Below are 11,748 nucleotides of genomic sequence, written 5' to 3'. Positions count from 1 at the left end.
CCTTTAAACTGGGCAGGGGAGGAGGATCGAAGGCTACCAGTGCATCGATAAAGTCATGAAAGCTGTCGTATACGGGGTTATCGCCCTAGAAGGCAGAGCTTCATCGTGCAGCCATACGGATATCTTTCCATCAATTCTGTCAATTAACAGCATATTACCCAGACCGATTTCCGCAAAAACCACAGATGTTTTTGGAATCTGCATGGATAATTGTTCGTTTATGCGAATTATTCCTAAGCTTCCGTCAGCAGGGCCATATATAACTGAAACGCCAATTCTTCCTGAATCTTCGGAATAGGCGCATTTTTCCGCAGGAAATTCAACATCCTTATTGAAAACTATCGCTGATCCGAATTCAATAAATAAATCACGAAGCTCAGAGGGCAGCAATATCCTTAATGAACTCTCTATCTGGTCTAATTCGATCAAAGAATCTCCCGGCATGTGGAGTGATTCTGCATCGAATGATGGATCAAACTGAAAGGTCATATATTTTCTGCCTTACATCATTAGGGCGTCGCTATCGTGTCCGTTCCGCACCGCGCCTCAATCACGCCACCTGATTGGTATAGCCGTTAGCGGAGGGGCACGACAATCAGGTCAATCTTGGCGCGTCGATGCTTTGATTGGTGCTGCGCTCCATCTACGATTGAATATCCGCCATCCGACTAAGCCCGCGACAACGCCCAGCAGGCCGCCCACGAGATAGGCGGTTGGCGCATCATTCGGCACAAAAAAGAAGCCGCCAGCAACATAGCCGCCGATTACGGCGGCGCGTGTCACCGCACCATAGATCGCGGCGACCTTGCCATGATCGGCGGGCGGGCATTCCGACTGGAACAAGGTTCGGACAGCGACGTTTTGGATGCTGGTTGCGCCGCCGCCTAGGATGAAGGCGACGGCAACGATTGCCAGCCCGATCGGCGCAAGGCCGATCCACAGCATGGTCGCGCCCATGACAGCGGCCGTGCCGAACGCCGCCAGTCCGACCCTATGGCCAATAACCCTTTCGGCCAGCCCAGCGCCGATCAACATCCCAACCGCCCATAGTGCCGTCAGCATTCCAAACGCGGTCGGCCCGCTCCCAGCGTCACCATCACGAGAAACACGAAAGCAACGTCGGCTATGGCGGTCGCAAACACTTCGAGGCTGAGCGCACCCGTAACCACCATCAACCGTCGATTGCGGAGCAGCGGCAGGTAGTCCGCGAACAGGGTCTCTTCCTCCTGATCGTCCCGTTGTGGCTTGCGGCGAAGCCTGCTCGCCATCACGACGAGGGCCAAAAGGGCATAACTGGCGGCATCGGCTAAAAGCGCATTGCGCGATCCGATCCATCCCACCAGTACGCCCCCAGCGACTGGACCAGCGAGCATTCCAAGGCTGCGAACCATTTCCATAAGGGAATTGGCGAGTGCGAGGTCATTCCAAGCCGCTCGCCAGCACTGGAACCAACGCGAATGTTGCGGCGCTGCTGATCGTGAACAGCACGCTCAACAGCGCGGCCCCGGCGAGCGTGAACATGGGATAATAGGCGATAAATGCTATCACGCCCGCTTGCAGAACTGACACCATGACCAGCATGCGGGCCGCCTCCCGGCGGTCGATCAAGCGGCCCGCCCAGGGTGCGGCGATCAGACCGGGTAGCAGCTCCGCGGTCAGCAGCGTCGGCACCGCATAGCCGGATGCGTTCTCGGCAGTGCGGAACATCAACGTCAGCAACGTGATTTCATCGCCGGTCGTCGAAATCGTAAGCGCCACAAGGACCAACCATCCCCAGCCTTGCCGAAACTCAACTCCCACTCACTTAACCTTCCGCACAGCCCCGCACTTTCCGGGTCACTCTGCACACTTCAAATCTCAACCGACAATCAGGTGAATAGCTTTAGCGTTGTTCTGCCAACCACTTAAGCGCCGATAGGCTTGGCATGAACAGATATTCGCCTCCCTTCATGACATTGAAGGTCTGCACACCGTCGATGCGCTTGCGCGCAGGCGCCTGCGGGATCGTGAACCGGCCGTCCTCCTCATGCAGACCAACGATTGGATCGCGCTCCTCGCCGAGGTCGACGAAATTGCCGCGGTTGATCCATTCCTGCTGCATGAACTCGATCGTGTCGTAAGCGCGCGCGCTTATGAAGATGAAGAACAGGCCGCGATCGCCTTTGGCATCGTCTTTCGGCGCCACATCCTCGGAATAAACCGGCCCGAAGGTCGAGGAACGGCGGATGATGCGGTGAATGTTGACGTCGGTGAGCAGTGTCAGCTCGGAATCGCGGGGATTGAGTCGGCGCATATGACAGCCGAGCGGCACGACGCGGCCTTTGGGGTCGTCCTTGAAATTGAAGTCGTTGTTGCGCTGCGGATCGGCGCCGAGGTCCGGGTCGTCATGATCCGGCGACAACGTCAGTGGAGCGCCTGACCGCCAGCGACCGAACATCTTGGCGGCAAGACGTTCGCGGTCCTCCGCCGTCTCGCCATGGGCCTTGAGGAAGGCGTTGAAGCAGCCGACCCGGCTGTTGTACTTGCGCAGGACGACGAAGGTGCCGTTCTTTCCCAGCGCCGCAGGTTCAGGCATGCCGAGCGGCTGGCCGTTCTCGCTCTCGTATCCAAGGATGAACTCGCCCGCCTTGATCGCGCGTTCCTCGCCGGGCAGCGGATCGACGCCGCTGCCTTCGACGGCGGGCTGGGAGATCGAATCCCGGAAGCCGAACGGGTTTTTCGCGCCGTCCGGCGCGCCGAAGCGATGCTCGCCGATCAAGGTGACGCCGCTGCTCTGGTCGAGTTCGGTTCGCGCGGTCGCCAGCGCCTTGTCGAGCGCCGCATCGTCGACCGCGTAGATGGTCAGCGCGAGATGGCAGTTGCCCGGCTTGAACACGTCCTCCCAGTTTTCCGGCGCGTTGGGTCCGAAGTCGCGGAGCTGCTCCGAGCGCGCCGCCATGCCCTGCTGAAAGGGGAGCGGGAATGTCTTGAGCTGTGCTTCAGGAACGCCGAGCGCCTTCAGTCCCTCGAAGCTGAGTGCAGCGCCTATCCAGAAATCGAGATCCTCGTTCCAGTTGTCGGCGGATGCGATATGGGGCGCGAGCCGGCCCAGCAAAGCGCGCGCGCCCTCGGCCTCGTCGAAATGGAGCATCGCATGGATGCCGACATAGGGCTCCGGCCGGCTTCGCAGGATCAGCGCCTGGATATCGTGCAGGTCGAGCGTAACGCTGTCCCTCGAGAAGCGCTCTTTCAGCTTTTGAAGGATCGTCATCGCTCAGCCCACCTTGTCCAGGAATTCGTTGACGGCATGTTCCATCCGCTGAAGCCGACGCACGTCGACGACCGTGACCTGCGGGTTGGCGACGAACCATCCGGCGGCGGTGATCTGATGTTCGGCGATGAAATCCTTGACCTTCGGGCTCGCGATGCCCGGCCAGCCTTCGACCGAGGCGAAGAGCAAATCCATCAGGTCGGGGATCTTGGTGGCGAAGTCGTTGATATAGGTGTCCCAGTCGCCGTCATAGGCGGTGGCGAACAGGATGCGGGTGTCGTTGTCGAAGAAGACGAACCGCATGTTGTGCAGGGTGCCGACCTTCTGCGCCCCGTCGAAATTGCCGTTCACGAGTCCGAAGATGCGTTTCAGCCGGTCCGCGCCGCCCGGCTTGAGGTTGGCGATGGCGGTGAGCTCGGAGACATTGCCGGACTGCGCGCCGACGCGACCGGCCGAGCCGGCCGTGCCCTTGAGGTCGGGATTGTGCTTCGTCACCATCTGCTCGAGCGCGAGCTTGGCGAGCTGCGGCGCGTCGCCGGCCACTTCCTCGATCCGCCGCCGGATGGCCTGAAGGCGGGTTTCGTCGATCTGCGGGTTTTCTTCGGTCTCGGCCATGACTGGCCTCCTTTCGTGATTGCGTGTGTCGATCGGTGCGTCAGTCCGGGATGGCGTCAATGTTTGTCGGCTCGACACGCGGCTGCGCGTTCATCTCATGGCGGTAGCGGGTGGATCGCTCATAGGCGGCGATGCGCACCCGCATGATCGATCCGAGCGGCTGGTGCTCGCGGATACCGTGCCAGGGATTGAACGACAGCACGTCATCGCCATAGACCCGCCGCGCCGGCGAATAGGCGTCCTGCGGCGGGATGCGCAGCGTGGCGATCGGCTGGTGTGGCGACAGCTCTTCGGGCCAGAGCACCGCCGCGTCCTCGACAGGCATCTTGTCGAGATCAGCGCAAAGTTGGGCGCGCAGTTGATACTCAGCACCCTGGTCGCGGAAATGCTCGACAACCAGATCGCGCATCGTAGAATCCTCCACTGTGCCGACGTCCTTGCCGGTGAGCGCGCGGACATTGTCGGAAAGCGGCGCGGCGCTGATCTTGGCGATGTGATCGCCAAAGCGGATCGCCGCCATCGAGTGATAGGTCTCGCCGAGCAGATGGTCGTTGTCGCGCGCGAGCCCGCGCAGCGTCGCGCCGGGCTCGACGCCGACCGCTTCGACCGCGGCTTCCACGCCACGCGCCACCCCGGCCATGGCGCGTTGGAGGAAGGCGGGGTTCTGCGCATTCTTCTCCAGAAGGCCAATGAGCTGGCGATATTTACCGATCGTGCCGAAGCTCAAGGTCGGGATGTTGACGAGCAGGAAATCCTGATTGCGGCCCTGGTCGTCGGGCAGAAGCCGCTCTCCCTCCACGCCGATGACCTTGATCGCCATGCCGCGTGGGGCGGGGATGGTGTCCGAGTGGATATCTCCGGGCGCTGATGAGAGGCGGATCACCACGGAATAGGTGGCCGGGCGAGCGAAAAGCCCCTGGCGCAGATGCTCCGGCAGTTCCGGGACGACGAGCTCGCCCTTCAGGAACCCGTGGCTCTTGGCATGGGCGTCGCGCACCGCATGCCGATGGCGCTCGAACGCCTTGCGGTTGGTGCTCGCCATGATTTCGAGGATTTCGGCGGTGAGCCGCTCCTCGTCTTCGCCGAGCACTTCGACGCTGGTGGAGTAGGGGATATAGGTCTCAGCCAAGGGCGATCCTTCGAACCGGATTTTCGTTGCATTCGAGATATCAGGTGATATCTGGTTTTACGGTGAACGCCGACATGGGTAAAAGGTTTCCATGCCGTGCTGAATTGGAGGTCGATCGCTCATGCGCCTCACGCGAAAGGAAACGCAGCGCCAGACGCGGGATAAGCTGCTCGCCGCAGCACATTCGTCCATTGTGGAAGAAGGGGTGGCGGCCATGTCGATCCGCAACATCTGTAGTGCAGCGGGTCATTCGCAGGGGGCCTTCTATTCGAATTTTGCAAGCAAGGACGATCTGCTGGTCGAGATTCTGCAGGCTCATATCCAGGACGAGGTCGTGCTTCTGCGCGATCTGGTCGCCCACTGCTCCGGCGATGATATCGAGGCGACTCTGCAAGTGCTTGCGGCGCGGCTGGCTAAGCTGGCTGACGAACAGCATTGGTCGCTGCTTTCGATCGAATTGCAGCTTCATGCGCGGCGGGACCCCGCGTTCGCTGAACGGCATCGCGAAGGAAAGGCCGCCTGCCACCATTTGTTCGGAGAACTTGTGGCGGATCTGACGCGGCGCTTTGCGCTTCGGCCTGCCTTGCCGCCGCTGCAGACCGGGATCGGCCTCTATGCACTGTGGATGGGACTGGCGGTCCAGGGCGATGTCGAAGGCGCTATTCCCCGAGAGCAAATGCTTGTCGGCTTCTTTCGCGCGATGGCAGGCCTCGATGCGCCATCCACCCGGTCATGAGCCTTCCTGGCGAAGGACGCCGCAGGATCGGCTGCGATGCTTCAGGCGTGCCCTTGGCTGGAAAAGTGGACGAACGTCGGCGCTTCCATATCCGTTTCCAGGCAACCGAAGAAGACATCGATGAACTCGGCCATGTCAACAATGCGGTCTGGGTGACCTGGATTCAGGATGTGTCGGTGGCGCACTGGCTGACAGCCGCGCGTCCGAGGGATGCCGACACCTATGTTGCTATGGTGCTCAGGCACGAGGTCGATTACCGCGGCAATATCCGGGCGGGCGAAGAGACCTTTGCCATAACCTGGGTCGAAGGGAAGCCGCGCGGAGCGAGATACGCCCGGTGCGTCGAGTTCAAAGACAGTAACGGTCAGACGCTCGTCGCGGCCCTGTCGCAATGGGTGCTCATCGAGAAAGCTACCGGCAAGCTGGTTCGCGTGCCCGCCGAAGTCGCTGCGCCGTTTCTCTATGAAACCCGACGCAAGGAAGAGAATGAATGAGCGACATCCTGAAAGTGACGGTGCTAGGCACCGGTGTCCTCGGCAGCCAGATCGCCTTCCAGGCCGCCTATAGTGGCTTTGACGTTACCGCTTATGAGATCAGCGACGAAGCACTCGACCAGGCGAGGCATCGGTTCGAAACGCTTGTAGAAACCTACGTGAAAGAGGTGACGGGTGCGGCTGACGGCAAGGCAGCCGAAGCTTCGAGACGCATCACGCTCACCGCCGATCTTGGGGCTGCGGTTGCGAATGCCGATCTGGTCATCGAAGCGGTTCCGGAAGTGCTCGAGATCAAGCAGGCGCTCTACGAGAAACTGGCGGGGCTCGCGCCTGACAGAACGATCTTCGCCACCAATAGCTCGACTTTGCTGCCGAGCGACCTCAAAGCCTTCACCGGCCGCCCGGACCGTTTCCTGGCGCTGCACTTCGCCAACAGCATCTGGAAGTTCAACACTGCCGAGGTGATGGGTACGGACGACACCGATCCGGCCGTGTTCGATACCCTGATCGCCTTCTCCTCCGCGATCGGCATGGTGCCGATCCCGGTGCGCAAGGAAAAAGCGGGCTACGTCCTCAACTCCCTGCTGGTGCCGTTCCTGAACGCGGCCACCGATCTGGCTGCCGGCGGCTATGCCGAGCCGGAAGATGTCGACAAGGTCTGGCGGATCGCCACCGGCGCGCCGATGGGGCCGTTCCAGATCTACGACATCATCGGATTGAACACCCCCTACAACATCCTGTCGCACGGTGATGAGCACGCACAGTCGCTCGCCGCGTGGCTGAAGGAAAACTACATCGACAAGGGCAAGCTCGGCATCGCGTCGGGCGAAGGCTTCTACAGCTACAAGCCCGCCGACTGATCCCAACAAGAAAAACAGGAGTTTGCCATGCATTATAGCAGTGGAAACTATGAAGCCTTTGTCCGTCCACGCAAGCCGGAAGGCGCCGACAAAAAGACGGCGTGGTTCGTCGGCTAGGGCCTGGCGGGGCTTGCCGGCGCGGCCTTCCTGATCCGCGACGGCGGCGTTTCCGGCGACCGCATCACCATCCTTGAAGAGCTGGAAATCCCTGGTGGCGCGCTCGATGGTCTGGACGTGCCCGAAAAGGGCTTCGTCATTCGCGGCGGCCGCGAAATGGAAGAACATTTCGAGTGCCTGTGGGACCTTTATCGCTCGATCCCCTCGCTGGAGATCGAGGACGCCAGCGTGCTCGACGAGTTCTACCGGCTCAACAAGGACGATCCCAACTTTTCGCTCCAGCGCACGACGCAGAACCAGGGCCAGGACGTGCCCGACAAAGCGCTGTTGACGCTAAACGACAAGGCCCAGAAGGACCTGCTCTCGGTCTTCCTCGCGACGCGCGAGGAGATGGAGAACAAGCGTATCAACGAGGTCTTCGGCGAAGACTTCCTCAAAAGCAATTTCTGGCTCTACTGGCGCACCATGTTCGCCTTCGAGGAATGGCATTCCGCGCTGGAGATGAAGCTCTACCTGCACCGCTTCATCCATCATATCGGCAGTCTCGCCGACTTCTCCTCGCTCAAGTTCAACCGCTATAACCAGTATGAATCGATGGTCCTGCCGCTGGTGAAGTGGCTGACCGATCACGGCGTCACGTTCCGCTACGGCGTCGAGGTCACCGATGTCGATTTCGACATCCAGCCCGGCCGCAAGCAAGCGACCCGCATTCACTGGAAAGAGCGCGGCGTCGAAGGCGGCGTCGATCTCGGGCCAGACGATCTCGTCTTCATCACGATCGGCTCGCTGACCGAGAATTCCGACAATGGCGACCACAGGACGCCGGCGAAGCTCAATGAAGGACCGGCGCCGGCCTGGGACCTGTGGCGCCGCATCGCCGCGAAGGATCCGGCCTTCGGCCGCCCCGACGTGTTCGGCGCCCATATCCCGGAGACGAAATGGGCCTCCGCCTCCATCACCGCCCTCGACGCCCGCATTCCGGCCTATGTCGAGAAGATCACCAAGCGGAACCCCTTTACCGGCAAGATCGTCTCCGCCGGTATCGTCACGGTGAAGGACTCGGCGTGGCTGCTGAGCTGGACGGTTCATCGCCAGCCGCATTTCAAGAAGCAGCCCAAAGATCAGATGATCGCCTGGTTCTACGCGCTCTTTGTCGATTGCCCCGGCGACTTCGTGAAGAAGCCGATGCAGGAATGCACCGGTGAGGAGATCACCCAGGAATGGCTCTATCACCTCGGCGTGCCGGTCGAGGACATTCCCGAACTCGCGGCATCCGGCGCCAGCACCGTTCCCACGATGATGCCCTATATTACCGCCTTCTTCATGCCGCGCCAGGCGGGTGACCGGCCGGACGTGGTGCCGGAGGGCGCGGTCAACTTCGCCTTCATCGGCCAGTTCGCGGAATCGAAGCAGCGGGACTGCATCTTCACCACGGAATATTCGGTGAGAACCCCGATGGAGGCCGTCTACACGCTGATGAATGTCGAGCGCGGCGTGCCGGAGGTCTTCAACTCGACCTATGATATTCGTACACTTCTTGCTGCGATCGGTCCGCTGCGGGACGGCAAGGGCATCGATCTTCCCGGACCGGCCTTCCTGCGCAAGCTGCTGATGAAGAAGCTCGAAGGCACAGAGATCGCCAAGCTGCTCGAAGAGTTCCATCTGATCGAGGAGTGAACAAAGACCGGAAGGCACGCGCGGCGTGTGAAAGGTGATGAATGGCCGACGACGATCAGAAGAGCGAACGCGCCGCCGAGGTGACTGGGGCGCACGGCCATCATCACCATCATGAGCCGGACGGCGAAACGCCGTCCGGTCACGTCGACCATGATCCGGTCTGTGGCATGGTGGTCGATCCCGCCAGGACCGCTCACAAGGCTGAGTATGAAGGCGAGCGTTACGCCTTCTGCTCGGCCGGCTGTAAGGCGAAGTTCGACGCCGACCCCGTGCATTATGCAGCACGGGTAGCGCATGCCGAGCCGCACCATGAGGGTGCTGCTACCCATGGCGATCATTCCCACCCTAGCCACACCCATAGACTTGATCGCCATGAGCATCACCCCGTTGCGGCGTTAACGGCAGCCGTAACGGAGGGCACGATCTGGACCTGCCCGATGCATCCGGAAATCCGCCGGGACGCGCCGGGCAGTTGTCCGATCTGCGGCATGGCGCTGGAGCCGCTGATCGCGGCGGCGGATGCCGGACCAAGCCCCGAACTCGCCGATATGACCCGACGCTTCTGGATCGGCCTCGTGCTCGCCTTGCCCGTGTTCCTGCTGGAGATGGGCGGTCACCTGATCCCGGCGCTGCACCATTTGGTGCCGATGCGCATCTCGATCTGGATCCAGTTCGCGCTGGCGACGCCGGTGGTCCTGTGGGCCGGATGGCCGTTCTTCGAACGTGGCTGGGCGTCGATCGTCAACCGCAGCCTCAACATGTTCACGCTGATCGCGATGGGCACCGGGGTCGCCTGGGGCTACAGCATCGTCGCGACATTCGCGCCGCAGCTCTACCCGCAGGCTTTCCGAGGCGCCGATGGCACGGTCGCGGTCTACTATGAGGCCGCGGCCGTGATCACCGTGCTGGTGCTGCTCGGTCAGGTCATGGAACTGCGCGCCCGGGAGCAGACCTCCGGCGCAATCCGCGCGCTTCTCAATCTCGCGCCGAAAACCGCCCGGCGGATCGGGCGGAACAATGCTGAAGAGGATATTCCTGTCGAAGCCGTCGTCATCGGTGATCGGCTCAGGGTCCGGCCCGGTGAAACCGTGCCGGTTGACGGCGTGGTCGAGCAGGGTCGCTCATCGATCGATGAATCGATGGTGACCGGAGAATCCATGCCGGTGACGCGTGTAGTCGGCGAAGCGGTCGTAGGAGGTACGCTGAACCAGACCGGCGCGCTCGTCATCCGGGCTGAAAAAGTCGGGCGCGACACCATGCTCGCCCGCATCGTCCAGATGGTCGCGGATGCCCAGCGCTCGCGCGCGCCGATCCAGCGCATGGCTGATCAGGTGTCGGGCTGGTTCGTGCCGGTCGTCATCGCCGTCGCGCTGCTCGCCTTCGCGGCCTGGGGTGTATGGGGGCCGGAGCCGCGGCTGGCGCATGGCCTGATCGCGGCCGTTTCCGTGCTGATCATTGCCTGCCCCTGCGCGCTCGGGCTCGCGACGCCGATGTCGATCATGGTGGGTATCGGCAAGGGGGCGGCCGCCGGCGTTCTGATCAAGAACGCGGAGGCGCTCGAGCGGATGGAGAAGATCGATACTCTGGTGGTCGACAAAACCGGGACGCTTACCGAAGGCAAACCGGCCGTTACCCGGATCGTCGTGGCCCCGCGATTTGTCGAGGAGACCATCCTGCGGCTTGCAGCCGGCGTGGAGAAGGCGTCCGAGCATCCGCTTGCGCGGGCGATCGTGGCGGCTGCCGACGAGCGAAAGATCACCATCCCCGATGTCGCCGACTTCGACTCGCCGACCGGCAAGGGGGCGATCGGTCGTGTCGAGGGCCGGCATGTGGTGCTCGGCAGCACCACCTTCCTCGCCGAACATGGGGTTGATACAGCGCCGCTCGCGGCACAGGCCGATGAGCTACGCCGCGACGGCGCAACCGCCATCTATATCGGCATCGATAAAGCCATCGGCGGCATCTTCGCCATCGCCGACACGATCAAGGCGACCACGCCTGAGGCACTGAAGGCCCTGCATGCGGAAGGCATCCGCATCGTCATGCTGACCGGTGACAATCGCACCACAGCCGAAGCCGTTGCGAGAAAGCTCGGCATCGATGAGGTCGAGGCCGATGTGCTGCCGGACCAGAAAGCCGCGGTCGTCGAGCGCCTGAAGGCGCAGGGCAAGGTGGTGGCGATGGCGGGTGACGGCGTAAATGACGCGCCGGCGCTTGCCGCCGCCGATGTTGGTATCGCCATGGGATCGGGGACCGACGTTGCGATCGAAAGTGCGGGCGTGACGCTGCTCAAGGGCGATCTCACCGGCATTGTCCGCGCGCGACGCCTGTCGCAGGCGACGATGGCCAACATCCGCCAGAACCTCGCCTTCGCGTTCATCTACAATGCGGCAGGCGTACCGATTGCGGCCGGTGCGCTCTATCCCACGTTTGGGCTGCTGCTGTCGCCGATCATCGCTGCTGCCGCGATGGCGCTGTCGTCCGTCAGCGTCATCGGCAATTCGCTGCGGCTCCGGACAGTGAAGGCATGACGGACCAAGGCCCCGACCTTGTGGCGGGGTCTTGCGTGGGGTCTTAGTCGGCGCGCCTGCCGTTGGGGCGGGACCAGATCAGCGAGAAGGTGTCTTCGCCCTCGTTGTCGAAGAGGTTGGCATAGATCAGAGCGCCGATCTTCTCATGATGCCCTCGGCTGTCAGGGCGTCCGCGATCTGACGGTCGAGTGATCCCACGGTTCTGTCGCAAACTTTGGCCGAGTCTGCGGTTTGCTTTTTGACATAGTGGTTTACGCGGCGAGGCTGTCGAACTGGTCGGCGAAGGACGGATTTCGCCTGTCGTTGGCAGCGAACATCTGGCCCTTACGAATCATGTGA

12 protein-coding genes and 1 pseudogene are annotated in these 11,748 nt (G+C 61.8%); 5 read left to right on the top strand and 8 right to left on the bottom strand.

Features of this window, described 5'->3' with window-relative positions; translation table 11 throughout:
• Positions 1 to 33: 33 nt before the first annotated feature.
• From AC13EK_RS01895 to AC13EK_RS01865, 7 genes are all read right to left on the bottom strand, one after another.
• Positions 34 to 489, bottom strand: a complete 456-nt coding sequence (locus AC13EK_RS01895; protein ID WP_278394091.1) for an SMI1/KNR4 family protein — start codon at positions 487 to 489, stop codon at positions 34 to 36.
• A 111-nt stretch (positions 490 to 600) separates the two neighbouring features.
• Positions 601 to 1,035: a hypothetical protein gene (locus AC13EK_RS01890; protein ID WP_483021997.1), complete on the bottom strand. Its 435-nt coding sequence runs from the start codon at positions 1,033 to 1,035 to the stop codon at positions 601 to 603.
• 20 nt (positions 1,036 to 1,055) lie between these two features.
• On the bottom strand, positions 1,056 to 1,391 hold the full coding sequence (locus AC13EK_RS01885) for an MFS transporter (RefSeq protein WP_237235359.1): 336 nt from the start codon (positions 1,389 to 1,391) through the stop codon (positions 1,056 to 1,058).
• Between the two features lie 28 nt (positions 1,392 to 1,419).
• Positions 1,420 to 1,758 (bottom strand): hypothetical protein, encoded by a 339-nt coding sequence (locus tag AC13EK_RS01880; RefSeq protein ID WP_278985292.1) that lies wholly within the window; start codon positions 1,756 to 1,758, stop codon positions 1,420 to 1,422.
• Positions 1,759 to 1,882: 124 nt separating this feature from the next.
• Positions 1,883 to 3,250, bottom strand: coding sequence for a Dyp-type peroxidase (locus AC13EK_RS01875; RefSeq protein ID WP_004207012.1), 1,368 nt, complete (start codon positions 3,248 to 3,250; stop codon positions 1,883 to 1,885).
• 3 nt (positions 3,251 to 3,253) lie between these two features.
• Positions 3,254 to 3,865, bottom strand: a complete 612-nt coding sequence (locus AC13EK_RS01870; RefSeq protein WP_004207013.1) for a hypothetical protein — start codon at positions 3,863 to 3,865, stop codon at positions 3,254 to 3,256.
• A gap of 40 nt (positions 3,866 to 3,905) precedes the next feature.
• Positions 3,906 to 4,994 carry a catalase family protein gene (locus tag AC13EK_RS01865; RefSeq protein ID WP_025290605.1) on the bottom strand — a complete coding sequence of 363 codons (1,089 nt, stop codon included), beginning with the start codon at positions 4,992 to 4,994 and terminating at the stop codon, positions 3,906 to 3,908.
• Positions 4,995 to 5,115: 121 nt separating this feature from the next.
• Here AC13EK_RS01865 and AC13EK_RS01860 point away from each other — a divergent pair, with 121 nt between their 5' ends.
• The 5 genes from AC13EK_RS01860 to AC13EK_RS01840 all read left to right on the top strand — a co-directional run bounded on the left by AC13EK_RS01860 (position 5,116) and on the right by AC13EK_RS01840 (position 11,409).
• Positions 5,116 to 5,730 (top strand): TetR/AcrR family transcriptional regulator, encoded by a 615-nt coding sequence (locus AC13EK_RS01860; RefSeq protein WP_004207015.1) that lies wholly within the window; start codon positions 5,116 to 5,118, stop codon positions 5,728 to 5,730.
• Positions 5,727 to 6,224: an acyl-CoA thioesterase gene (locus AC13EK_RS01855; protein WP_004207018.1), complete on the top strand. Its 498-nt coding sequence runs from the start codon at positions 5,727 to 5,729 to the stop codon at positions 6,222 to 6,224. The genes AC13EK_RS01860 and AC13EK_RS01855 overlap by 4 nt, the downstream gene beginning before the upstream one ends.
• A complete protein-coding gene (locus AC13EK_RS01850; protein WP_004207023.1) occupies positions 6,221 to 7,084 on the top strand; it encodes a 3-hydroxyacyl-CoA dehydrogenase in 864 nt (287 codons plus the stop codon). Before AC13EK_RS01855 ends, AC13EK_RS01850 begins: the two co-directional genes overlap by 4 nt.
• 120 nt (positions 7,085 to 7,204) lie before the next feature.
• Positions 7,205 to 8,878, top strand: a complete 1,674-nt coding sequence (locus AC13EK_RS01845) for an oleate hydratase (protein WP_483022001.1) — start codon at positions 7,205 to 7,207, stop codon at positions 8,876 to 8,878.
• Positions 8,879 to 8,919: 41 nt separating this feature from the next.
• On the top strand, positions 8,920 to 11,409 hold the full coding sequence (locus AC13EK_RS01840) for a heavy metal translocating P-type ATPase (RefSeq protein ID WP_278985296.1): 2,490 nt from the start codon (positions 8,920 to 8,922) through the stop codon (positions 11,407 to 11,409).
• Between the two features lie 251 nt (positions 11,410 to 11,660).
• Here the strand turns inward: AC13EK_RS01840 and AC13EK_RS01835 are convergent.
• A pseudogene (locus AC13EK_RS01835) lies at positions 11,661 to 11,748 on the bottom strand (IS6 family transposase); the annotation flags it as partial.

It is taken from the genome of Sphingobium sp. L-44 (genome assembly GCF_056859495.1).
This window is presented reverse-complemented; position numbering and strand designations above follow the sequence as displayed.